Here is a 22,617-nt window from a genome sequence, read left to right as displayed (position 1 = left end):
GGGCATGCCGACCTCCGAGCCCGACCACGTCCCCGGGCACCGGGCCTCGCCTCTGGCCGTCGTCGATCCGGCCACCGAGGAGATCTTCGACGAGATCCCCGACCAGCAGCCGGACGCACTGGACGCCGTCGTCGACCGGTCCCGCCGGGCCTGGCACGGCTGGCGCGCCGATCCCGCCGCCCGCACCACTGCTCTGCGCGCGGCGGCCGACGCCGTGGAGGCGGCCGCCGACGACCTCGCCCGGCTGCTCACCCGGGAACAGGGCAAGCCCCTGGGCGAGTCACACGCGGAGATCGCCCGTACGGCGGCCCGCCTGCGCTACTTCGCCGACCTGGCCCCCAGGACCCGACACATCACCGACGGTCGTCCCGTGCACAGCGAGATCCGCTGGCGCCCCCTCGGACCCGTCGCCGCGATCGTGCCGTGGAACTTCCCCCTCCAGCTCGCGGCGGCGAAGTTCGCGCCCGCCCTCGCGGCGGGCAACACCGTGATCCTCAAACCGTCTCCCTTCACCCCGCTCGCCACCCGGCTGCTCGGCTCCGTCCTCGCCACCGTCCTGCCCGAGGACGTGCTGACCGTCGTCACCGGCCGCGAACCGCTCGGCGCCCGCCTCGCCTCCCACCCCGGCATCCGCCACGTCACCTTCACGGGCTCGGTGCCCACCGGGCGGGCCGTCGCCGAAGCGGCGGCGGCCTCGCTCGCCCGAGTCACCCTGGAACTGGGCGGCAACGACGCCGCTGTTCTGCTGGACGACGTCGAGGTGGAGCGGATCGCGGACCGGCTGTTCTGGGCCGCCTTCCGCAACTGCGGGCAGGTCTGCATGGCAGTCAAACGCGTCTACGTCCCGGCCCGCCTCCACGCCCAAGTCGTCGAAGCCCTCGCCGAGCGCGCCAGGACCGTCGCCGTCGGGCACGGCCTCGACCCGGACACTCGGCTGGGACCGGTCAATAACGCCCCACAGCTGGCCCGGGTCGAGCAGATCACGCAGCGAGCCCTGGCGGACGGCGCCCGGGCGGCGGCCGGCGGTCACCGGCTGGCCGGGCGGGGCTACTTCTTCGCCCCCACGATCCTCACCGACGTCCCGCCCGACAGCCCGGTGGTGACCGAGGAGCAGTTCGGGCCGGTCCTGCCGGTGCTGCCGTACCGGAGCCTCGGCGAAGCCGTCGACGCCGCCAACGGCACCGGCTTCGGACTGGGCGGCTCCGTGTGGGGCACCGACCCCGACCGGGCCGAGGCGGTGGCCGACCGGCTCGAATGCGGCACGGCCTGGATCAACCACCACGCCGAACTGTCCCTCGCCCAGCCCTTCGCGGGCGTCAAGGACAGCGGCGTCGGCGTGGCGGGCGGACCATGGGGGCTGTACGGCAACCTGCGGCCATTCGTCGTCCACCGCCCGGAGGAGGGAGAGGGATCACGGTGAGGTTCCAGGCGGCCGTACTGCGCTCCTACGAGGATCCGTTCACGGTCGAGGAGGTGGCCCTGCGAACGGAACCCGCCGTCGGCGAGATCCTGGTCGAGATCGCCGGCTGCGGGATGTGCCGGACCGATCTCGCGGTCCGGCGATCGGCCGGCAACAGCCCGCTGCCGGCAGTGCTCGGCCACGAAGGGTCGGGGGTCGTGGTGCGGACGGGCGACGGCCCGGACGCCACGATCGGCGTCGGCGACCACGTCGTACTGAGCTTCGACTCCTGCGGCCATTGTCGCAACTGTCGTGGCGCGGCCCCCGCCTACTGCGACTCCTTCGCCTCCCTCAACCTCTTCGGGGGACGCAAGGAGGACACGCGGCAGCTCACCGACGCGACCGGGGGAGCGCTGGCCCCCCGGTGGTTCGGCCAGTCCTCCTTCGCCGAGTACGCGCTCGTTCCGGCTCGCAACGCCGTCCGGGTCGACCCCGCACTGCCCGTCGAACTGCTCGGGCCCCTCGGCTGCGGCTTCCTCACCGGCGCCGGAGCCGTGCTGAACACCTTCGCCGCCAGCCCGGGTGACACCCTCGTCGTTTTCGGCGCGGGAGCCGTGGGGCTCGCCGCAGTGATGGCGGCCACCGCCGCAGGTGCGCTGACCGTGGCTGTCGACCGGCATCCCCGGCGGCTGGCCCTGGCCGAACGGTTCGGCGCGATCCCGCTGCACGCCAAAACGGCCGGACGGGCCGAACGGATCCGGCGGCTCACCGGCGGCGGCGCACAGTACGCGCTCGACACCACGGCCTCCGCACCGCTCATCAACGACGCGCTCCGGGCACTGCGCCCGACCGGCAGCCTCGGCCTGGTGGCACGGCTCCACACCGCGCTGCCGCTCGAACCGGGCACACTCGACCGGGGCCGCAGCATCCGCCACATCTGCGAAGGGGACGCCGTCCCCGGACTGCTCGTACCGCTGCTCACCCGGCTCTGGCAGGCCGGACGCTTCCCCTTCGACCAGCTCATCCGCACCTACCCGCTGACCGACATCAACGAGGCCGAACGCGACTGCGACGCCGGCCGCGTAGTCAAACCCGTCCTGCTCCCGGAGAGGACAAGCCGGTGAACGAGGCACGCGGCACCGAGAACTCATCTCGTCCGGCATCTGGACAACTCCCCCCCCGCAACGGAGGCAGCATGACCGGCACGGCGCCGCAACATACGGATGTGGAAGGCGTGGACGGCGGCGTGGGTTTGACCGCCCTCCTGGTCGCCGCGGCACGGACGATCGAGACCCACCGCGACGACAGCCTGGCCCGGGACGCCTACGCGGAACACTTCGTCCGCGCCGCCCCGGCGTGCGCGGACTGGCCGGTGCGCATCGAGCAGGTCCCGGACGGGGACGGCGACCCGCTGTGGGGGCGGTTCGCCCGCTACTTCGGCCTGCGTACCAGGGTCCTCGACGACTTCCTGCTCCGCTCGGTCCGGACGGGCCCCCGGCAGGTTGTCCTGCTGGGGGCGGGGCTGGACACCCGCGCCCTCCGGCTGAACTGGCCATCCGGCTGCACCGTCTTCGAGATCGACCGGGCGGGTGTGTTGGAGTTCAAGCACCGGGTGCTCACCGACCTGGCGGCCATCCCGAAAGCGAAGCGTGTCGCCGTACCGGCCGACCTGCGCACGGACTGGGTCAGCGCGTTGACCGGCGCCGGCTTCGACCTGGCCGCACCGAGCGTCTGGCTGGCCGAGGGACTCCTCTTCTACCTGCCGGGCCCTGCCGAGACGCACGTCATCGACACGGTGGACAAGCTGACCGCCAAAGGCAGCGCTCTGGCCTTCGAGGCCAAGCTGGAAAAGGACCTGCTGGCGTACCACGACAGCCCGATCTACACGGCGACGCGAGAACAGATCGGCATCGACCTGCTCCACCTCTTCGACAAGGGGCCACGACCCGACTCCGCAGGCGCCCTGAGAGCCAAGGGCTGGTCCACCTCGATGTACACGCCTTTCGACTTCACCCGTCGGCACGGACATGGCCCCCTTCCCGAGCCGAACGACGCGCTGGAGGGAAACCGGTGGGTGTTCGCGCACAAGCCCCGGCCATGACCGCCGCAGCGCTCACTGTGACGTCTGCACAGGAGCCGAGAGCGGGGCCTGCCGCAGGCCCCGCTCGATGGGACGCGTCCCGAATGGAGGCGGCAGCGCGGTTGCGTCGCAGCAGTTACCGCTCCCGCCCGGCTACCGCTCCCGCCCGGCTATGCCGCTGACGGGCGGTGTCAGAGGGCCCGGGCAGCCACGAGCTGGTCGCCCGGGATCCCGGCCATGTCCGGCGCGTAGTAGTCCTCGATGCCCACGGCCCACGAAGCCACGGTGATGCGGTCCTCGGCGTCCGGCCCGAAGGCGTCGAAGAGGGCGTGGATGTTCGCCTCCTCAAAGCCGATCGCCGTCATCAGCGACACGAAGAGAGCGCGCTCGATCAGGCCGTCCCCGTCGGGATCGCCGAGTGCGGCGAGCGCCTCGGCGAACTCAGTGATCGTGGGACCGAAACGCTCGGGGTCGAGCACGAACGGACGGAACTCATCCAGGGTGATCACCCCGTCGCCGTTGGTGTCCAGTTCAGTGGCCAACGTCGTCCAGTAGCGGCGGAACGCAGCCCGGATGGCGGCCTTGGCGCCGTCGTCCGACGCGGCCGCCGCCTCCAGAACACGGCCCGTCATCAGGTCGAAGTCTTCGGAGTCGATGACTCCGTTGCCATTGGCGTCGAATAGGGAGAAGACCAGTTCGACCCGCTTGGCGGCCTCAGTTCGCATTTCCATCACCTGTCTTCTGCGGCCCGACGATTCCGGGCCTGCCCGATGAGTGCCTCTACCTAACCGGGTTGGGACACACGCCCAGCCCGGCGCGTGTAGCGGCCATGACCCACAGAACCATCATGAAGAGCTACGAAATCTCGATCTTCGCTTGTGGTAGCAGAAGGACTGCTGAATGAGCGTGTGTGACAAGTCGGATGCCTCGTCTGTGACAACCGGACTGTTTCGAGCAAACCCATTTGTCCGCTCATACGACTCCGCTGGTGAAAACTCCTGAGCTTCGGCTCACGCCCATCGACCCCGACAAGAGCCCGCTGCTCGAAACCGACCACGACGTCGTCCGTATCGCCGACGCGCTGCGCAACAGCCCGCACATCCGTTTCGTCGCCCCAGCCGAGCTCGGTGACTAAACGGTCTGGTTCGCGGACGCAGACGGCACTGGCTACGGATGTCGCCCAGCACGTGGGCGGGCTGGACCCGGGGTCGGCCCGGGGCAGTCACCGGGCCCGATCCCAAGCCAGTCACTACCGACGACAAGCCACTCAGGAATGAAGATCACGAACTACGGCTGGAGTACTAGGCCGCACGCCTACCGATCAAGCCGCAACACGCCGCCGCTGGCAACCGTCGGCACCACTCGACACAGCCCCGCAGCAGCTCAGGCCTGGGGAACTCCTGGAGCCCACGTCATGGGAGTGCGACACGAGTAGCCACCGGCGAAGTAACACGGCCCAAGGGGAAGCCGTAGAAGTGCCCGTCAGTTCATGTGCTCCTGGAACCAGGCCAGCATCGGCTCCGGGCGGCGCTGGAATTCGAGATAGCCGTCCCAGCGCACCGTGGTCCCTTCCACCCAGTGCAGCTTCTTGTCGGCGACGGGGATGTTGTCGAACATCGTCTGCACGTCCTCCGGTTCGGTGAGGACGTCGTCGTGCACCTGGTAAAGGAACGTGGGCGTGGTGACAGCTTTGGCCCATTCACGGTTGTCACGCTCGGCCAGCGATATCCCGGTGCGCAGGACGATACGTTCGTCGAGGGCGCCTATATGGGCGCGGGAGACGCCGGCGAGCTCCAGTTGGTGCTGCAGGATGATGCTGGTGGTGACCGGCTGCGGAGCGACCAGGCAGCGGACACTGTCGAAAGCGCGCGGCTGTCGGGTCATCGCCGCGAACGTCGAGTTGGCTCCGAGGCAGCGGCTGAAGAGCTCGACCGTCATCGCGCGGGTGTCCGCCCGCTCACGCGCATAGTTCAGCGAGCCCAGCACGTCGCGGGCCTCCAGCCATCCGCTGCCGATGATGCCCCCGTGCGCTGCTCCGGACAGGCCGTGGTTGCGCAGGTCGTAGGCCAGCACGTTGTAACCGGCGTCGTGGAGGATCCGGTAGTCGCGGACGAAGTCGACTTCCACGGTGTTGCCGCTGGGGCCCCATATCTAGAGCCAGGGTTCGCGGTGAGTCGCGGAGCGCAAGCGGGTGCTCCACCCGCAACTCGGTGAGCTGCTCCTCGACTGCGATGTCCTGCGGTCCCCGGAGCCGACCGTCAACATCCTCGCCTACTCCGCGCCACCGGGCTCGACCGACGCCGCGTTGCTCGACCGGGTCATGGATGTCTCTGCCGACGCCGGACCTCAAGAAGGCTCGCGCCATCGCATTGACAGCTGAACCCATGACGGGGGAAAGAGGAAACAAGAACGAAGGCCAGCGGGAAGCAGGGGTTTCCACCTCCACTGGGCGAAAGTCCGTGTACGTACACGGACAGCACGGGGTCGGCCGACGCTGTCGAACTGTCGCCCGCCCCATCGCCACCCGGGGCCCGCGGCATCATGAAGCATGAGCACTTCACTGGCACAAGGCGGCCGGCACGGTGAGACGCCACGTACCGTCTCCTCACCGGGGCGGGACAGGGCCATGTCCTGCTCGGCGAGTACGTAACGAGCTCGTGCACGACAAGCGGTGAGACGTCGGAAGCCTCGGTGGGGCCTGTGTTCACGTTTGCCGTGTCGAGTGCAGGCCTGCGGTCTGCTGGTGAGAGAGCAGGCCGGCAACGGCCTGGACGGTGTCGCTCATGTGCTCGCGGCGGCCGAGGTGGCGGGCCAGGGCCCGCCAGTTCTTCAGATGGGCGATGCCGTGCTCGACCCGGATACGGCGCGAGGAGTGCGCCTTGCGCTGGCGCTCGTACATCTCCTCGTACCAGTCGGGGGCGTTCTTCTTGAACTTGCGATGCGGGGGCGTCACCACCCGGCCGCCGGTCTGCGCGCCCAGGCCCTGGTAGCCGGCGTCGGCGAGGATCTCAAGCGCGGGCGCGTCGGCCAGGAGCGTGACCAGCCCCAACTGGCGGGCGTGGGTGATGTCCGCACAGCTCGCGGGACGAGTGGGGCTGCACCACAGCACGCGGCCTTCGCCGTCCGTCACCACCATGGACTTGACGGCATTCTGCTTGTTCTTGCCGGAGATGAACCTGTCCCGGTCCTTGCGCCCTGCGGCGGGTCGCCGGACGCGGATCTCGGTGCCGTCGATGATGCCGGTCGTCCCGCTCGAGCCGAGGTGGTCGACGACCTCGGCCAGGGTTCGCAGCCGCACGTCGGGGCTGATCGTGCAGCCCCGCTCGGCGAGCAGGGGCCGCACCTCGTTGACGGCTCGTGTGATGGTCGAGCGGTCAACGCCGAACCAGCAGGCCAGTACGTCGTGAGTGGCTCCGTGACGAAGATGGACGAGGGTGGCCAGCAAGCGGTCGACGAACACCAGGCGGTGTTTCGGTCCCCCGCCCACGGCCCGCTTCCGCGGCCGGGAGGTCAGCTTGGCCTGGTGACGCTCATGCCACAACGGGCCTACCTCGACTACGAGTTCAGCGATCACATCGCCTGTCAGACCCGTGATGCGACGGTTGCTGGTGATCACTGCGCGAGCCCTGTTCTCCACCACCCGACCATGATCAACCATCACGGGCCCGACGTCTCACCGCTTGTCGTGCACGAGCTCGTAAGGGCTGTCCCGTAACCCCCGGCAGGGGTCGCACGACGAACGACAGCCCCCTGATCGGGGGGGGGGCGTCGAGTAGCCCGCTCGCCGCCGGCCCCACCGCCTCGGTCTGTGCCCGGTGCCGGTGCTGTGTGCGGAGGTGGTGCCGATCAGCCGACGCACCCGGGTACGGCGGGGACGCTGGTGGTGCAGTTGTTGGGCGTATTGGCCGAGATGGGTGAGGTGGTGACCGTCATGGTCCCGGACTGACGGTAGACGCCGCCCGCGTTCACGGTCGCGGCGTTCGCCGTGACCGGGGTGCTGGTGACGGAGAGGATGCCGTTGGCCGAGGCGATGCCCCCACCGTGGCCGGCCTTGTTGCCGCCGTTGACGAAACTGCTGGTGAGTGTGGCGGTGGCGGCGTTGTACAGGGCGCCGCCGTTGCCGACCGCGGTGTTGCCGGACAAGGTGCTGCCCGTGAAGGTCGCCGCCGCGCCACTGCCACTGTTGTGGACGCCGCCGCCGGTGCCGGTGGCCTTGCTGTTCGTCACGGCGCTGTTGGTGAGCGTCAGCGCGCCGAAGTTGAGGATGCCGCCTCCGTTGGCGGGAAGCAGGCCCAGGAGCCCCTGGGCGGAGCCGTTGTTCACGGTTACGCCCTTGAGGGTGGCGCTGCCGGTGGCTGAGACCCGGAGGATGCGGAAGGCAGCGGTTCCCGAACGGGTGATGACGTTGTTGTCGCCCTCGAAGGTGATCGCGGTGGTGATGTGCGGCAGGCCGTCGGCCCCGTTGGCGAGGTCGCTCGCGTGCGCCGAGGTCAGGGTGTAGGTGCAGCCCCCGGCCAGGGTGATGACACCGCCGCCGGCGTTGTCGGTGGTGGTGACCGCAGTGACGAGTGCGCTTTCGGTGCAGGCCACCGCATCGGCACTCGCCTGCGCGCCGGTGGGCAGGAGCATGCCTGAGCCCGCGGCCAGAAAAACTGCCGCAGAGATCAGGGAGGGGGTGCGGGTATTACGCATGAAGACCTCTTACCGAGTAGCCGGTGAAAACCCGGTCGCGAGCCAGGGAATTTCCGCAGGAACGGTCACCGGCGGCCGACTGGCAGCCGGTGCTCACGATACTGCAGAAAAACCGGCGATCGAGGCGATGGACGCGAATTCTGCGATGTGGCGCGATCCGACCAGCGGCAGTCGGTATTCCAGCCATCCGAAAGGCCGCATTTTCTCCCGTCGTCGCGCATGTCGATGTCGGCGCGGCGGGTGCGCCGATTCCCCGGAGGGCGGTGTGCGGTACCGAACAGGCCGCTCCCTGCAGGTCGATCTTCCGGTGGAGCGCTCGCGTCGCCCCTGGTCACCACGCCCGGCGAACTCCCGGACTTTCGCCGCCGTCTTCTTCGTGGAGGGGAATCCAGGCGCGGGGCTGCCTATCGCGTGAAGAGCGAGAGCAATGATTCAGGGCTGCGACGTTTCCCCGAAAGAAGGCTGGAAACGTGAGAATTTCACGGGATATTCAATGGATGCATGACTTTGCGGCCAAACTTTGATCGAACCTGCCATTCCGGAACGTCGAGTGTCCCTACCGGTTGAGGGTCGCCCTATTACGGCATACGCTGCCGGCCTGGCGGTCGGAGAATTTCTTCGACTGCGCAAATTGAAAGGCATACCTCATGCGCTTCACGCGCACAACCACCGCTCCGTGGATCGTCGCAGTCGCCGCCATCGCCGTGGTCGGCCTCACCGCCACCCCCGCCCTCGCCTCCGCGTCGGGCCGGGCCGGCGCTGAACGAGCCTGGACCACCGTCGGCGCCCTCGGCCTCCCCGGCGCCAACGGTGCCAACGGCGTGGGGACCAGTGGCGGACTCGGTGGGCTCGGTGGCACCGGCGGCGCGGCGGGCGCCAACGGCGACGGCGGCACCGGTGGCACGGGCGGCAACGCCGACGGCAGCGGAAGCACCGGTGGCGCAGGCGGTGCGGGAGGCGCGGGAGGCGCCAACGGCAACGGCGGCGGTGGCGGAGCAGGCGGCGCCGCCACTCTCGGCGGCATCGGCGGCAAAGGCGGTGTGGGCGGTGTGGGCAATGCCGGTACCGGCGTTGACGGCGGCAAGGGCGGAAGCGGTGGCGCCTCCACGGCCGGAGGCGGGCACGAGGGAGGCACAGGAGGGGCTGGCGGCGCTGCCAGCCCGGTGTGTCCCGGCGAGCCCGGCGGCGACGGCACCGCCGCGACGTTCGGTGCGGACGGCACCACCGGCGCCACCGGGGCTGCGGGCAACTCCACTCTCCCCTGCTGAACGGGCCTCCGGACGAGAACCCGGTAGAAGGTCGATGACGTCTCCGCATGCCGGCTCCGCCGCTCGAGCGGCGGAGCCGGCATGCGTCCCGCGCCGAGGCGCTTCGCACAAGGTGCCGACGGAGCCGTCCCAAGGAGAGCGAAGGGCTCCCGAGGGGCTCGTCCTTCTCCCGGCAGGCCGGGAGCCGGTGTGGCACTTATGAGATCGGGGACGGGACGCGCCGTTGACGACTCGGCCACGGGACTTCGGCCGGCAGCGCACATCCCTGAGGTCATCGCCAGGCCGCGGACATGCCGATCCACCCGGGGCAGTCGCGACTCGGGGGCAGCCGGTGCCCGGCGGTACGCGGGCCGACAGGGTCGCGAGGAGCTTCCCGCGCCGGCGGACGGATGGCGGTTCCCGCGAGCTGAAGGGTGTTGCAGAAGGCCGTGATCACGCAGGCTGAAGCGGTGTCTGGGCGTGTGCGCTCATGCGGCGAGGATCGTGCCCCTTGCCGTGGTGCAGCCGATCAAGATGCGCTCGACGCGGGTGCGGACCTTACGGTGCTGCGCGTTGTCCTCTTCCTCGCCTTTCGGCAGGGGCCGTCCGGGCGTTTGCGGTGCGGCCCGATCAGCCCGATAGTCGCTCCGGACAAGATGGGCGCTCCAGGCAAGATGGGCGCTCCAGGCAAGATGGGCACCGGCCCAGGTCGGCAGCAGCGCCGTAAGTACGGACGCCGGGACTTCCATGCGCAGGGCAGCCAGAAGAGCTCCTACGGTGCCCACGACCAGCAGCGCCAGGTATACGGTCCCGGCACGCCGCACGCCGCACGCCGCACGCCGCACACCTGCTCCGGGGACGGCGCCGTTCGTGCGACTCGGAGTGGTGGACGGGCGTGGCGGCGGACGTCCTTCCCGACCATTTCCACACCAGAGGGTGAATCCCCCTTTGGCACATCCACGGAGGCCTCGGGTGCTCCCGCATGTCCTGGCTACGGCTCAAGGGCTGTGAGACGGGAGATCCGAAGGCGACGCCCTGTCGAGCGCCGTGCGGGAACGCGGCCCGTGCGGTTCGCGTCGTCCGGTGCGGTGAACGGGACATCGGCCATCCGTGGTCGTGATGAGTCGGCCCTGGGAAGTGCCTGTGGCCAGTGGGTCAGGACGCGTGTCCACGTCGTTCGTCGCACGGCCGGAAGCCGCCCCCGAGTCAGCGCGCTCCACGACGCGGGCGGCCGCCTCGCGACTTCGAGTGATTGACAAGGCTGCTGACCAGGTACGCCCCCGGGACGCCACTTCACCGGGATACCGGACCCACCATGGTGACCCGTCAACGGGCGGGTCGCGTTGCCATCCCTTGAGGTCGTTTGGTCGGCCATTGTCCGATCATGCGCACGCAGGCCGCGAACACTGGGGGCAGGTGGCGCGGGGCCACCGGGCAGGGGGGAGGCGGCATGGCTGAGGGCACGGTTCTGGTGGCGGTGACGGAACATCCGGAAGACAGGTGCGTTACTGCTGGGCAGTTGACTCGCATCGCCGAGGGGATTCGGGCGAGCGGCCTTCAGGTCCGGTGGGTGGTGAGCGTCTCGGACGCCGAGGCGGTGCTCAGGACGGAGGCCGGTCTGGCCGCCGCGGTGGTGGCCTGGGATCTTCTGCCCGGGACCGAGGATGGGCCAGGTGGCGCGACCGTCCTGCACATGATCGGACGCCGGTTCCGGAATCTGCCGGTGTTCCTGGTCATGGCGGACGAGGGGCTGGGCGAGCTGCCGCTGTGGGTGTCGCAGTCGGTGGTGGGCTACGTGTGGCCGCTGGAGGACACGCCTACGTTCATCGCGGGGCGGATCACCACCGCCGCGCGTGCCTACCAGGACGCCCTGCTCCCGCCGTTCTTCAAAGCGTTGCGGCGTTTCGACGACGCGCACGAGTACTCATGGCACACCCCGGCACACTCCGGCGGCGTCGCCTTTCTCAAGTCGCCCGTGGGTCGGGCCTTCCACGACTACTTCGGGGAGCGGCTGCTGCGCAGTGACCTGTCGATCTCGGTGGGGGAGCTCGGCTCCCTGTTCGAGCACACCGGTCCGATCGGTGAGGCCGAACGCAACGCCGCGCGGGTCTTCGGCTCCGACCGTACGTACTTCGTCCTGCACGGCGATTCCACCTGCAATCGTCTGGTCGGCCACTTCAGTGTGACGCGTGACGAGATCGCCCTGGTGGACCGTAACTGTCACAAGTCGGTCCTGCACGGCCTGGTCGTCTCCGGCGCCCGGCCGGTGTACCTGGTCCCGACCCGCAACGGCTATGGGCTCGCCGGACCGCTGCCGCCAGCCGAGATCGCGGCGGACTCGGTTGCGGCGAGGATTGCGAGAAGCCCTCTCTCGGCGGGCGCGGTGTCGTCGCGTGCCCAGTACGCGGTGTTCACCAACTCCACGTACGACGGTCTGTGTTACGACGCGTCGGCGGCGGCCCGGGCCTTCGCGGCCAGCACTCCCCGGCTGCACTTCGACGAGGCGTGGTTCGCGTACGCCCGCTTCCATCGGCTCTACGCGGGGCGCTACGGCATGTCCGTGGGCGAGGAGACGTTCCCCGGCCCCGATCGGCCGACGGTCTTCGCGACCCAGTCCACGCACAAGTTGCTGGCGGCGCTGTCGCAGGGAGCCATGGTGCACGTCCGCCCTGCCCCGCGGGCGCCGGTGGAGCACGACCGGTTCAACGAGGCCTTGATGATGCACGGCACGACATCGCCGTCGTATCCGATGATCGCCTCGCTGGACGTGGCCACGGCGATGATGGATGGTCCGCAAGGGCAGTGGCTGGTCGACGAGGCGGTCACGGAAGCAGTCCGGTTCCGCCAGGAGATGGTGCGAATCGGGCGGCGGATCGAGGCCGCCGGGGACCGGCCGCCCTGGTTCTTCGGGGTGTGGCAGCCGGATGAGGTGACCGACCCCGCGAACGGGACGCGGCTTCCGTTCGACGAGGCCCCGGCGAAGTTGCTGCGGACCGAGGCGTCCTGCTGGCACCTTGCACCCAACGCGGACTGGCACGGCTTCCCCGGCTTGGCCGATGGCTACTGCATGCTCGACCCGGTCAAGGTCACCTTGACCTGTCCGGGAGTGGACGCGACCGGCGTGATGTCCGACTGGGGCATCCCGGCACGGATCCTCACCGCCTATCTGAGTACGCGCGGCATCGTCGTGGAGAAGACTGACAGCTACACCACGCTGGTGCTGTTCTCCATGGGCATCACCAAGGGCAAGTGGGGCACGCTGCTGGACGCCTTGATGGACTTCAAGGACCTTTACGACGGTGATGTCCCGCTGGAGCGGATGCTGCCGGCTCTGGTTGCCGAGTACCCGCGACGCTACGCAGGGCGGAGCCTGCGCGACCTGTGCCAGGAGATGCACGCCCACTTGCGCGACGCCCGCCTGGTCGAACTGCTCGACACGGCCTTCCAACAACTCCCGGAGCCGGTCACCCCGCCCCAGCTGTGCTACGAGCGCCTGATCCGCGGCGGCACGGACCGTATCCCCCTGGCGGACGCGCCGGGCCGGATCGCCGCGGCGATGGTCACGGTGACGCCGCCGGGTATCCCGGTCCTCATGCCGGGCGAGAGCGTCGGAAAGGAAGACGGCCCCCTGCTCCGCTACCTCGGCGCCCTGGAGTGCTTCGACCGTCACTTCCCCGGCTTCGGCAGCGAGACGCACGGGGTGACCCGTGCCCCCGGCACCGGCGACTATCTGATCGAGTGCCTGCGCCCGGACGAGCAGGACGGACCCCTCGGCGCCACGGCGCCGGCGCAGCGGCGGGGGAACGCACGGGCGGCGGAGCCCGACCGGCACTGAAAGGCGACGACAGACTCCTGTCGGCGCGGTGCTTTTTGCATGGTCCGAAGGCGTTGGGCACCCCCACGGCCGCTTGCGTGCGCGGGGGACGCCGGTCCTGATGGAAACGAGTGGTGCGCGGGCCGCCCGGGGTGGGCGGGATCCACTCCGGTCTCGAACCGGCCGGTAAAGACGGCGGGCGGGCTGGAGACGGGGCGCAGGTGACCTTCGCGGGCATGGAACTGGCAGGCGGCCGCGAGGTTGGTGTTCCAGCGTTCGTCCTGCGACCGGCGCACCGGCACCGGCACCGTTACGTCGTCCGCGGGCGCCTCGATGCCGAGGTTCTCCAGCCGGTACTGCTGCGCGGGCATCGGCCGATCCCAGCCCGCCTTCTGCGCGGTGATCCAGGCTCCGAGATCTCTGCCCTGCACCACCAGCTCACCCCCGCCCGCCCCGGCGGAAAAGCCACGAGATGTCGCACATCCCCGGGCTTTCCCGGGGCGGGTGCGGCGAAGCGCCGACCGGACGGCCGTACACCCGAGACAGGAGGCCGGACGCGCCCTCGCCCCGGCAGGACTCGGCGAGTCTGCCGGGGCGAGCCGGACCACCGGCGGTTCCTGTGCGGTCGTCGGGCCGTACGTCCCACCCCGACGACCGCACGGCGGCACGGAACGTCGCGGTCAGGAGGATCTCGGGTCAGCGGACCTCGGTGACCCGGTGCTCCTTGCGCGCGTCGCAGTTGGAGTTGTACACCTGCACGTGCACGTTGCTGATGCCTCCGCCCCAGTCGACGCAGTGGCCCTTGCCGTACACGTAGGCCGGGCCCGCGTACGACGTGTACCGGCCGTAGTCCTCGCCACGCTCCGAGGTTTCGGGGACTTCGATCCACAGGGCCATGTCCACGGCCGTACCCGGGGTGTTGCGGATGGTCGCGACGCAGTTCTCGCCGTTCGCCGCGTTGTACGTCAGGTAGACGGTGCCCAGCGAGCCGACGGAGGCCGAGTTCACGGTCTTGTAGGAGCTTCCGCAGACCTTCTGCGGCGTGGTGTTGGGCGCGGCCAAGGCGGGCGCCGCCAGCGCGGTCGTGGCTCCCAGGGCCAAGGCGGCGAATGCGGTGGTGGTCAGGACGGAACGGGTGAATCTCATGTTTCCCCCTTGTGGTCATGGGAGTTGGTCGCTCCCGCATGGTGTGACATGCGGGACGGGGGAACGGTTGTGCATCGTCCGTGAAAGATGTGACCGCGCCGCCTCACCACCTTGTCCGCTGGCAGACGCACGGCCTGCGACGGCCGCGCGCGGGGAGCCGCACCTGGTTGCGGCGCACGTCACCAACGCCCTGTCGAGCCGTCCGCAGGCCGAGGTGCGCCGCGAGGGGGTCCGGCGGGTCCAGGAGTACGTCCAAGGTGTCGCGCTCGCCCCGCCGCGGTGGTGGGGCCGGCGACCGGAAGCGGGAGCGGGACCGCGATCGCGATCGCCTTCTGGCCCGACCCCGGCGTCTTCAAGACGGTGGAGTGCTCGTTCGCCGTGCTGGCGGAACGTTTTCAGGGAGTCGGCTTTCCTGAACAGGACCCCGGAGATCACGCTGACGGACGAGCGCCCCACAGCAGGGCTTCAGTCGGAGCGTGCTCGATTCCCGGGCGGTACAGGGGATTCCGTCCCTCTCCTCGACGGCCGGCTGGAGGCGTCCTCTCTGTCGGCCGTCATCGGTCACCGCGTACGCGCGCAGACGCTCGCCGCTGACGGCGGCCGTTCCCGACCTCGCTGCCGACCGGTCGGGTACGGGCCTGACGGCGGTCGTCTCGGTGAACCTGGACCGCTCCGAGTTCCACGGGTCCACACGCGGCAGACTGGGCGGCGACACGGTACGCGCCTGCGTGGCGGAGGCCGTCCAGGAACACCTCGGCACCTGGCTGGAGAAACACCCGGAACGGGCCGCGATGATCGTCACCGGCATCGTCCGGAACGCGACCCGCCACTGACGGTGCAACACCTCGGCAGCCAAGAGATCTTGGTACGGGCGGGGTCGCCCACCGGGACCGACAGCCGGAAGGCCTTGCGCGTCGAACCGGTCGATGACTTGCGTCATCGGGCGCAGCCTCTGGGCGAGTTCGGCGAGTACGACATCAGGGTCGGCCAACCGCCCCGCCGCGCGCTCAGCCGTCCCGCCGCGCGTTCAACCGGGCCGCCTGGCGGGTCAGGTGGTTGCGTTCGGCGAGGTTGGGGGCCTTGTGGGCCGCCTCCGTGTACAGGCGGGCCGCCTTCGGCAGGTCGCCGTCCCGCTCGTGGAGGTAGGCGGCCACCGCGGTGTGGCGGGGCAAGGAGTCGTCCAGGGGCGCCAGCGCCGCCAGGCCCGCTCGTGGACCGTCCGCCTCGCCCACGGCCACCGCGCGGTTGAGGCGGACGACCGGGTTGTCGGTCAGGCCCGCCAACTCGTCGTACCACTCCACGATCTGCACCCAGTCGGTCTCCCCGGCCGTGGGCGCGTCGGCGTGCAGGGCCGCGATGGCGGCCTGCGCCTGGAACTCGCCCAGCCGGTCGCGGGCCAGGGCCGCCTGCAGGATCTCGACACCCTCGGCGATCACCTCGGTGTCCCACCGGGCACGGTCCTGCTCCGCGAGCGGCACCAGGCTGCCGTCGGGCGCGGTCCGCGCGGCCCGGCGGGCGTGGTGCAGCAGCATGAGGGCGAGCAGCCCCGCCACCTCCGGGTGGTCGATCGCTGCCGCCAGCTGCCGGGTGAGGCGGACGGCCTCGGCGGCCAGGTCGACGTCACCGGAGTAGCCCTCGTTGAAGACCAGGTAGAGGACGCGCAGCACTGTCGCGACATCGCCCGGCCGGTCGAACCGCACGCCGGAGACGGTGCGCTTGGCCCGGCTGATGCGCTGTGCCATCGTCGCCTCCGGCACCAGGTACGCCTGCGCGATCTGGCGGGTGGTCAGCCCGCCGACCGCGCGCAGCGTGAGCGCGACCGCCGACGACGGGGTCAGCGACGGGTGCGCGCACAGGAAGTACAGCTGGAGCGTGTCGTCGGTTGCGGGCACGGGACCCGCCGCCGGCTCCTCGTCGGCGAGGTCCTCACGACGGCGGCGGGCGGTGTCCGACCGGGTCGCGTCGAGGAACCGCCGCCAGGCCACGGTGACCAGCCAGCCCTTCATGTCCCGCGGCGGGTCGGCCGGCCAGACGCGGACCGCCTCCACCAGCGCGTCCTGCACGGCGTCCTCGGCCGCCGCGAAGTCGGCTCCGCGGCGGACGAGGATCCCCAGCACGCCCGGCGTGAGGCTCCGGAGCAGTGCCTCGTTCATCGGCGGGGTCACTCCGTGACGGTGGGCGACACACCGTAGAACGGACGCAGTTCGAGCCACTCGTGGATCGGTTTCCCGCCCGCCCCCGGGGCGGCCGACAGCTCACCGGCGAGTTCCAGCGCCCGCTCGTAGCTGTCGACGTCGATCACCATCCAGCCCGCGATGACGTCCTTGGTCTCGGCGAACGGGCCGTCGGTGACCGGCGGGCGCCCCTCGCCGTCGTACCGGACGAACGTGCCCTGCGGAGCGAGCGCCTGACTGTCGACGAACTCCCCGGTCCCCTCGAGCCGGCTCGCGAAGTCGTTCATGTACTGCACATGGGCCGAGATCTCCTCCGGCGTCCACTTCTCCATGGGCACGTCGTTGACCGGGCTGGGGGCGCCGCGATAGTGCTTGAGCAGCAAGTACTTGGCCATCGTCATTCTCCTCGGTACCGGGACGACCCATTCTGGCCGCCTTCACCACGGGGACGGAGCCGGCCACGCGTTCTCGACATCACGGCAGGAACTTTTTCTCCCGAACCTTCGGACACCGGTCCGACGGGCCCGTCAGACTCTCGCCCATGATCTCTTTGGACGACCCCCGCTGGCCCGCCCTCGACCACCGCGGCTGGTCGGGAGGGCAGGGCGCGCCGGACGCCCCCTTCATCCCGGACGAGCTGCGCCACCTGACCGCCGACCCCACGGACGGCGAGCGCTTCACCGACCTGTGGCCGTACCTGTGCTCCGAGGGCACCGCCTGGCCCGCCGCCTACGCCGCCGTACCCCACCTCGTAGCCATCGCGCGCGGCCTTCCCCCGGCCCGGTCGGAGCGCGACGACCACCTCTACGTCGTCGGCCTCGTGGCCATCTGCTCCGGCGAACTCGGAGAGGTCCCCGCCGACCTGCCCGACGACATCGCGGACGCCTACCGCCGAGCCCTTCCCGAGGCCCTGGCCCTCCTGGCGGAAACACTGGCCGCCGGTGAGCACGACCAGAGCACGACAGGCTACCTGCTCGCCGCCGTGGCCGCCCTCAAGGGCCACCCCGAGTACGCCGAGATACTCAACGACCTCGACGTGTACGCCGAATGCCAGTCCTGCGGCGAGCCCATGCTCGAACCTCCCGAGTAGTCCTCGAACAACTCCCGAGCAGCTCCGGCGAGCGGCCCTGCGGGCACCGGCCTCGTCGCGCCAGGCCGTTCCGGAAGATTACGGGACGCGAACGGACGCCCCCATACGGCGCGGGCCGTACGGGGGGAGGAGGCCGGCGAGTCGAGCGGGAGACGCGCGCCCACCGCAGTACGCGGGACCGCGCACCATGGACTGGTGCCGGGTGCCGCCGGACTCGACGTGCTGCTCGCCGCCACCGTCCTGGCCGCGCTCGCGGCGCTCACCGAGGAGGCCGTCGAGGGCAGGTCGGCGCCGACGACTCCTACCTCGGCGCGGGCCGCGCCCCCCACATCGCCGAGCGGCCGACCCGGGTGCCCGGCGTGCGCGGAACCGTCGGCGTACGGCAGTTGCGCGTCGACCCGACGAGCGCGACCACCGGCGACCGGTACGGCATCGCGAGCCCCGTCGGTGTCGGCGTCGACGGCGACGGTGACGGCGCCCGGCTGCGTGCGGCGGCGCCGGACCCGTCCGCGGCGCGTGCGCTCGACACCGCCGGACTCACCGCAATGGCGGGGGACAGCGGGGACCTCCGGGTCCTGGCCACCGGGGCCCGCGCGGGCGACCTGCTCACCATCACCTCGCACGGCAGGAAACTGCGTCTGCACGTCGTCGGCGCCCTTCCGGAGGACGTGGTCCACGCCGCGCGGCCCCGGCTGCCGACGGAAACTCGGGTGCGGGTGACGGCCGTGCACCCCTATGCTCCGGCGCGAGGGCTGACGTCGGTGTCCGGCCGAAAGTCGATAGTGGTCAGCCGGTGGATCGGAGATGGGCCAGGTCATGGGTTGTCAACTGTTCGCGCTCTGCTTCCATGCGAACCAGCCACGGAGTCTGGCGCGGTTCTGGTCAGGGTTCCTGGGTTGGGAGATGACCGATGATTCGCGGGACGGTCTGGTGCTCCTGCCCGGTGACGACACCGGGTTCCGACTCCGTTTCACGGCGACCCAGGAGCGGAAGGTCGACCAGAACCGGATGCACTTCGATCTGACGAGCACCTCGCTCGAGGACCAGCGGCGTACGGTGGACCGGGCACTGGAACTGGGCGCACGGCACATCGACATCGGTCAGCTCCCGGAAGAGGGCCATGTGGTGCTGGCCGACCCCGAGGGCAACGAGTTCTGCGTCATCGGGCCGGGCAACAACTTCCTCGCCGACTGCGGCTTCGTCGGAGCGCTGGCCTGCGACGGCTCGCAGGAGGTCGGATATTTCTGGAGCAAGGCGCTCGGCTTCCCGCTGGTCTGGGACCAGGACCAGGAGACCGCGATCCGCTCGCCGCACGGTGGTCCGAAGATCACGTGGGGCGGTCCGCCGCTGATGCCGAGGACGGGCAAGGACCGACTGACCTTCGACCTCGCGCCCTCTGCCGACGGCGACCCGAAGGATGCGCGACAGGCGGAGATCGACCGTCTGCTCTCCCTCGGCGCGACACGTGTCGACACGGGCCACGACGAGGCGGACCGACTGCTGATGGCCGATCCCGACGGCAACGAGTTCTCTGTCCTGACACCTCGGTAACGCCCCCCCCCGGATTCCTACACGCAAGTGCTTACACGCAAGTCCCTGCGCGTAAGCCCTTGTACGCAAGAACGCAGCGGGTCTCAGTCGGTGAGGCGCCAGCGTCGGCGCGACAGTATCGCGAGGGTGCTGGTGCCCACGGCGCGGTGCCAGTCGCCGCTGTGGCGCAGCATCGCGTGGTCACCGTCCGCCATACCGACGAACGTTGCCCGGGCTCCCGCGGCACGGGCGCGCTGCACGAAGGCCAGGGACGAACGAGGGTCGGTGACCCGGTCACGGTCTCCATGCAGCACGGCGACCTCCTTGTCCCGCAAGTGCGCCACCGGCTCGCCGGCGGGGCACCAAGGAGCCAGCGCCACGACGCCGCGGACCCGCGGCGCACTCGCGGCACGCAGAGCCGCCCGGCCGCCCATCGAGTGACCGACCAGGACGACCGGAACGTCTCCGACGAGGCCGCTGAGTTCATCGAGCGCCCGTCGCGCGTCCAGGAGCGAGTCGGCGTCCTTCCCGTTCCATCCCCGTACGCGGTAGCGCACTTCCGCCAGGAGGACGTCGTCCGGTACCGCACGAGCGACGGCCCGTACGAAGGGCTTCATGCGCAGGGCGGCGAGGTGCCAGGACCGGGACGGCGCACGGCTGTCGGCCGTCCCGCCGTGCAGGAACAGCACGGCGGCACGGGCCGAGCGAGGTATGTGTCGCGTCACCAGCGCGGGAGCGTACGAGCCTGTCGATCCGGCTGTGGACGCCGCGTCGTGCACTGTCATCCTGCTCCTTGTCCGACGGATTTCGCGCTCGCAGGGATCGACCGCCGCGCACCGGTCGGCAACGGCAGAGCCCGAACCAACCGCGGCACGCGCGTACGCATGCACCATCACGACGCAGAGTTCATGACGCCGACCTCACGACGTGAACGTCCCGACGGCCATATCCTGACGCACAACCTCAAACCCGCCCGGTGACAGTCACCGTGACGTGCGCGGGAGCGGCTGTGGGAGCTGCTTCCGCCGACAGCACGGACAGCAGGTACGCCTCGACGCTGCGCCGGGCGGCGCGGGCGACGTCCAGTGCCCGTGCCCCTCTGAGCGCGACGAGATGGATCTCGACGTGCCAACGTCCGGCACTGCCCGTCCGGCTCAACCGTACGCCGGCTGTCGGCGTCCGGTCCCTGCCCTCCTGAGGTCTGGGCAGGGTGGAGCGCAGACGTCCGGCCAGTCCGGGCCTGAGGAAGGCCACACCCGGCACGGCCTCCACCGTTCGGGCGATCTCCTCGGTCAGGGCGCCGGGCGCGGCGTCGGCGGTCATCGCGTACCCCCTTCCTGGCTGTCGGACACGGTGTCGATCAGGTCGGTGACGCGGATGTCCACCGCCGCTATGGCCAGGCCCAACTCCCGGTCCGCGGCCTCCCGCACCCGGCCGCGCACCTGTTCGGCGAGCTCCGGCAGCGGTACCTGGGCCGGGGCGTGCAGAGCGAGGCTGACCTCGACCGCCGGCCCGGCGACGGTGCTGTCGGAGATGTGCAGCGGAAGCAGACGGCAGGAGCCGGCCCGCACCCCGGACACGGACTCGGCAGCCGCACGCAGGGTACGTGCGGCCACCGACTCCATGATCCACAGGTCCTCGGCCGGTTCACCCAGAGGCAGGGGTCGGCCAGGATGCAGTTCGAGCCGCACGACGTCCATGACGCGCCGGGTCAGAGGCGTCGTGTCGTACGCGGAGACGTCCGTCGTCTCGTCACGCAGGTCGCGGACCGCGGACTCCAGCTCGTCGAGGCCGTGGACGGACTGCCGGCAGTGCGGGCAGGTCCGCAGGTGCGGGTCGGTGGTGTCGCCGGGCCCGCGCTCCCAGTCGTCCCAGACCTGGGACAGCAACCTGCCGCACGGCAGCCGCTCGTCGTCGTGCGCACCCTGGGCGTACGCGCCGTCGGCCTGGCTGTCGCCGGTGTGCGTGCCGCCGGAGTGCGCGGCGGGCGGGTCGGTGTGAGCGGTCATCGCCAGGCCCCCATTGCTTGTGTCAGGCAGCGTCGTGCACGGAAGACGCGGGCGCGCACAGCCTCCTGGCTGATGCCGACCGCCTCCGCGATGAATTCGTAGGACTGACCGTCCAATTCTCGCAGCACCCAGCAGGCGCGCTGTTCGACCGAGAGCAGGTCGAGGGCTTCGCGCAGCTCCCGCACCGCGTCACGGGCCTCCGCGATCCGGGCCGGGGAAGCCGAGTGCTCCGGTGCCGGTACGTCTCTGGCGGCCTCCAGAGTCGCCACCGGCTTGCGGGCACGCAGCACATTGAGACAGCGGTTGGTGGTGATCCGGTACATCCACGTGCCGAAGGACGACCGGTTGTGGAACTCCGGGAGGCGCCGCCAGGCATTGATGAACGCGTCCTGCACGGCGTCCTCGGCCTCCGCCCGGTTGCCGAGCAGGCGGGTGGCGAGCCGTATCAGCGCGGGGGCGTGACACTGCACGAGCACGGCGAAGGCGTCCTCGTCGCCTTCCGCGGCCCGTACCGTCAGCAGGGCGTCTTCGACCTCGCCCTGGACGTCCGGTGGTGCATTCTGACTGCAGGCCCCCGCCACTGGGTGGCTCCTCTCGTCCGGTTCCGAGCGTTCGGTTCCGAGGGTTGGACACATCGGCGCCGCCTCCCGTTACGCAGCACTACGCGCCACTTCGAGATGCGCACCCGGTACGGATGCCGCACAGCGGACTCTCCTCCCCGAGCGCCCCCAACCGCTCCCCAACCGCTCCTTGAACGCCCGCGGAGCCTCCGCGGGTGCGGCCGGCGGCAGCTGAGCGGAGATTTTGCGGGTATCCGCGTCACAGACGCGGCCGCGGCGGGTCTATCGCAGTGAGAGCAATTCGCCGGCCACAGGAAGAAGGACAAGCCATGACCACGCAGACCGCACCGACCAGCAAGGACGTATCGGTCGCGCAGGGCAGCCCGGGAGCGCAGACGACGGCGTTGTCCGGCGGTGTCACCGGGGTCGGCCAGCCCGCTCCGGACCGCGGCAGGACGTCCATCGCGGATGTCGTCGTGGTGAAGGTGGCGGGCATCGCGGCCCGGGAGATCCCGGGGGTGTACGACATGGGCGGCGGCCTGTCGCGCACCATCGGCGCCGTTCGCGACCGGGTGCCGGGCGGTCGGCCGAACGTCGGGCGTGGAGTGAAGGTCGAGGTCGGCGAGCGGCAGACGGCCATCGACCTGGACCTGGTCGTGGAGTACGGCGTCCCGATCACGGACGTGGCGCGCGACGTCCGTGAGAACGTGATCTCCGCGGTGGAGCGCATCACCGGCCTGGACGTGGTGGAGGTGAACGTCACGGTGAATGACGTCCATCTGCCCGAGGAGGACGGCGAGGGACAGGTGACGGACTCCCGCGTGGAGTGACGGGCTGTCGCACGCCGAGGGGCTCGAGACCGGTGGAACAGGACAG

At 70.4% G+C, this 22,617-nt stretch carries 23 protein-coding genes and 1 pseudogene; 12 read left to right on the top strand and 12 right to left on the bottom strand.

Annotated features, from left to right (window positions below):
* Window positions 1-4 precede the first annotated feature (4 nt).
* The 3 genes from QFZ75_RS01685 (at window position 5) to QFZ75_RS01675 (ending at window position 3,500) form a co-directional block, all read left to right on the top strand.
* Entirely contained in the window at window positions 5-1,420 is a 1,416-nt protein-coding gene (locus QFZ75_RS01685) for an aldehyde dehydrogenase family protein (RefSeq protein WP_307533446.1), read from the top strand.
* A complete protein-coding gene (locus QFZ75_RS01680; RefSeq protein WP_307533445.1) occupies window positions 1,417-2,523 on the top strand; it encodes an NAD(P)-dependent alcohol dehydrogenase in 1,107 nt (368 codons plus the stop codon). The genes QFZ75_RS01685 and QFZ75_RS01680 overlap by 4 nt, the downstream gene beginning before the upstream one ends.
* 71 nt (window positions 2,524-2,594) lie before the next feature.
* Window positions 2,595-3,500: a class I SAM-dependent methyltransferase gene (locus QFZ75_RS01675; RefSeq protein WP_307533444.1), complete on the top strand. Its 906-nt coding sequence runs from the start codon at window positions 2,595-2,597 to the stop codon at window positions 3,498-3,500.
* Between the two features lie 170 nt (window positions 3,501-3,670).
* Here QFZ75_RS01675 and QFZ75_RS01670 read toward each other — a convergent pair whose 3' ends face one another.
* Window positions 3,671-4,204 carry an EF-hand domain-containing protein gene (locus QFZ75_RS01670; protein ID WP_307533443.1) on the bottom strand — a complete coding sequence of 178 codons (534 nt, stop codon included), beginning with the start codon at window positions 4,202-4,204 and terminating at the stop codon, window positions 3,671-3,673.
* Window positions 4,205-4,467: 263 nt separating this feature from the next.
* Here QFZ75_RS01670 and QFZ75_RS01665 point away from each other — a divergent pair, with 263 nt between their 5' ends.
* Complete coding sequence (locus QFZ75_RS01665) at window positions 4,468-4,614, top strand: hypothetical protein (protein ID WP_307533442.1); 147 nt, start codon at window positions 4,468-4,470, stop codon at window positions 4,612-4,614.
* 347 nt (window positions 4,615-4,961) lie between these two features.
* On the opposite strand, the gene QFZ75_RS01660 is transcribed toward QFZ75_RS01665, so the two are convergent.
* Window positions 4,962-5,606: an alpha/beta hydrolase gene (locus QFZ75_RS01660; RefSeq protein ID WP_307533441.1), complete on the bottom strand. Its 645-nt coding sequence runs from the start codon at window positions 5,604-5,606 to the stop codon at window positions 4,962-4,964.
* 64 nt (window positions 5,607-5,670) lie between these two features.
* Here QFZ75_RS01660 and QFZ75_RS01655 point away from each other — a divergent pair, with 64 nt between their 5' ends.
* Entirely contained in the window at window positions 5,671-5,859 is a 189-nt protein-coding gene (locus tag QFZ75_RS01655) for a hypothetical protein (RefSeq protein ID WP_307533440.1), read from the top strand.
* 324 nt (window positions 5,860-6,183) lie between these two features.
* On the opposite strand, the gene QFZ75_RS01650 is transcribed toward QFZ75_RS01655, so the two are convergent.
* Both QFZ75_RS01650 and QFZ75_RS01645 read right to left on the bottom strand, forming a co-directional pair.
* Window positions 6,184-6,939 (bottom strand): transposase family protein, encoded by a 756-nt coding sequence (locus tag QFZ75_RS01650; protein ID WP_307533439.1) that lies wholly within the window; start codon window positions 6,937-6,939, stop codon window positions 6,184-6,186.
* A gap of 386 nt (window positions 6,940-7,325) precedes the next feature.
* Complete coding sequence (locus QFZ75_RS01645; RefSeq protein ID WP_307533438.1) at window positions 7,326-8,171, bottom strand: hypothetical protein; 846 nt, start codon at window positions 8,169-8,171, stop codon at window positions 7,326-7,328.
* 647 nt (window positions 8,172-8,818) lie between these two features.
* Here QFZ75_RS01645 and QFZ75_RS01640 point away from each other — a divergent pair.
* Window positions 8,819-9,439: a hypothetical protein gene (locus tag QFZ75_RS01640; protein ID WP_307533437.1), complete on the top strand. Its 621-nt coding sequence runs from the start codon at window positions 8,819-8,821 to the stop codon at window positions 9,437-9,439.
* A gap of 518 nt (window positions 9,440-9,957) precedes the next feature.
* Here QFZ75_RS01640 and QFZ75_RS41025 read toward each other — a convergent pair.
* Window positions 9,958-10,055 (bottom strand): annotated as a pseudogene (locus QFZ75_RS41025) (IS5/IS1182 family transposase); the annotation flags it as partial.
* A gap of 813 nt (window positions 10,056-10,868) precedes the next feature.
* Between QFZ75_RS41025 and QFZ75_RS01630 the strand changes: the two are divergent.
* Window positions 10,869-13,253: an Orn/Lys/Arg decarboxylase N-terminal domain-containing protein gene (locus QFZ75_RS01630; protein WP_307533435.1), complete on the top strand. Its 2,385-nt coding sequence runs from the start codon at window positions 10,869-10,871 to the stop codon at window positions 13,251-13,253.
* Between the two features lie 675 nt (window positions 13,254-13,928).
* Here the strand turns inward: QFZ75_RS01630 and QFZ75_RS01625 are convergent.
* Window positions 13,929-14,378: a spore-associated protein gene (locus tag QFZ75_RS01625; RefSeq protein ID WP_307533434.1), complete on the bottom strand. Its 450-nt coding sequence runs from the start codon at window positions 14,376-14,378 to the stop codon at window positions 13,929-13,931.
* A 476-nt stretch (window positions 14,379-14,854) separates the two neighbouring features.
* Here QFZ75_RS01625 and QFZ75_RS01620 point away from each other — a divergent pair, with 476 nt between their 5' ends.
* Window positions 14,855-15,211, top strand: coding sequence for a hypothetical protein (locus QFZ75_RS01620; RefSeq protein ID WP_307533433.1), 357 nt, complete (start codon window positions 14,855-14,857; stop codon window positions 15,209-15,211).
* A 174-nt stretch (window positions 15,212-15,385) separates the two neighbouring features.
* On the opposite strand, the gene QFZ75_RS01615 is transcribed toward QFZ75_RS01620, so the two are convergent.
* Both QFZ75_RS01615 and QFZ75_RS01610 read right to left on the bottom strand, forming a co-directional pair.
* Window positions 15,386-16,531 carry an RNA polymerase sigma factor gene (locus QFZ75_RS01615; RefSeq protein ID WP_307533432.1) on the bottom strand — a complete coding sequence of 382 codons (1,146 nt, stop codon included), beginning with the start codon at window positions 16,529-16,531 and terminating at the stop codon, window positions 15,386-15,388.
* An 8-nt stretch (window positions 16,532-16,539) separates the two neighbouring features.
* Window positions 16,540-16,947 carry a YciI family protein gene (locus tag QFZ75_RS01610; RefSeq protein ID WP_307533431.1) on the bottom strand — a complete coding sequence of 136 codons (408 nt, stop codon included), beginning with the start codon at window positions 16,945-16,947 and terminating at the stop codon, window positions 16,540-16,542.
* A 146-nt stretch (window positions 16,948-17,093) separates the two neighbouring features.
* On the opposite strand from QFZ75_RS01610, the gene QFZ75_RS01605 reads away from it, so the two are divergent.
* The 3 genes from QFZ75_RS01605 (at window position 17,094) to QFZ75_RS01595 (ending at window position 19,193) form a co-directional block, all read left to right on the top strand.
* Window positions 17,094-17,642, top strand: coding sequence for a hypothetical protein (locus tag QFZ75_RS01605; RefSeq protein ID WP_307533430.1), 549 nt, complete (start codon window positions 17,094-17,096; stop codon window positions 17,640-17,642).
* Between the two features lie 359 nt (window positions 17,643-18,001).
* A complete protein-coding gene (locus QFZ75_RS01600; protein ID WP_307545096.1) occupies window positions 18,002-18,556 on the top strand; it encodes a hypothetical protein in 555 nt (184 codons plus the stop codon).
* Complete coding sequence (locus QFZ75_RS01595; protein WP_307533429.1) at window positions 18,459-19,193, top strand: VOC family protein; 735 nt, start codon at window positions 18,459-18,461, stop codon at window positions 19,191-19,193. Before QFZ75_RS01600 ends, QFZ75_RS01595 begins: the two co-directional genes overlap by 98 nt.
* An 83-nt stretch (window positions 19,194-19,276) precedes the next feature.
* Here QFZ75_RS01595 and QFZ75_RS01590 read toward each other — a convergent pair whose 3' ends face one another.
* The 4 genes from QFZ75_RS01590 to QFZ75_RS01575 all read right to left on the bottom strand — a co-directional run bounded on the left by QFZ75_RS01590 (window position 19,277) and on the right by QFZ75_RS01575 (window position 21,762).
* A complete protein-coding gene (locus QFZ75_RS01590) occupies window positions 19,277-19,957 on the bottom strand; it encodes an alpha/beta fold hydrolase (protein ID WP_307533428.1) in 681 nt (226 codons plus the stop codon).
* A gap of 178 nt (window positions 19,958-20,135) precedes the next feature.
* Window positions 20,136-20,495, bottom strand: coding sequence for a hypothetical protein (locus tag QFZ75_RS01585; RefSeq protein WP_307533427.1), 360 nt, complete (start codon window positions 20,493-20,495; stop codon window positions 20,136-20,138).
* Window positions 20,492-21,181 (bottom strand): Asp23/Gls24 family envelope stress response protein, encoded by a 690-nt coding sequence (locus QFZ75_RS01580; protein WP_307533426.1) that lies wholly within the window; start codon window positions 21,179-21,181, stop codon window positions 20,492-20,494. Before QFZ75_RS01580 ends, QFZ75_RS01585 begins: the two co-directional genes overlap by 4 nt.
* A complete protein-coding gene (locus QFZ75_RS01575) occupies window positions 21,178-21,762 on the bottom strand; it encodes an RNA polymerase sigma factor (RefSeq protein WP_307533425.1) in 585 nt (194 codons plus the stop codon). The genes QFZ75_RS01580 and QFZ75_RS01575 overlap by 4 nt, the downstream gene beginning before the upstream one ends.
* Window positions 21,763-22,070: 308 nt before the next feature.
* On the opposite strand from QFZ75_RS01575, the gene QFZ75_RS01570 reads away from it, so the two are divergent.
* The gene (locus QFZ75_RS01570) at window positions 22,071-22,571 is read left to right on the top strand and encodes an Asp23/Gls24 family envelope stress response protein (protein WP_307533424.1); all 501 of its coding nucleotides are present in this window, start codon (window positions 22,071-22,073) and stop codon (window positions 22,569-22,571) included.
* The last annotated feature ends 46 nt before the right edge of the window (window positions 22,572-22,617 follow it).

This window comes from Streptomyces sp. V3I8 (assembly GCF_030817535.1).
GTDB lineage: Bacteria > Actinomycetota > Actinomycetes > Streptomycetales > Streptomycetaceae > Streptomyces.
The sequence above is the reverse complement of the archived record's forward strand: the minus strand, read 5'-3'. Positions and strand labels throughout refer to the sequence as shown.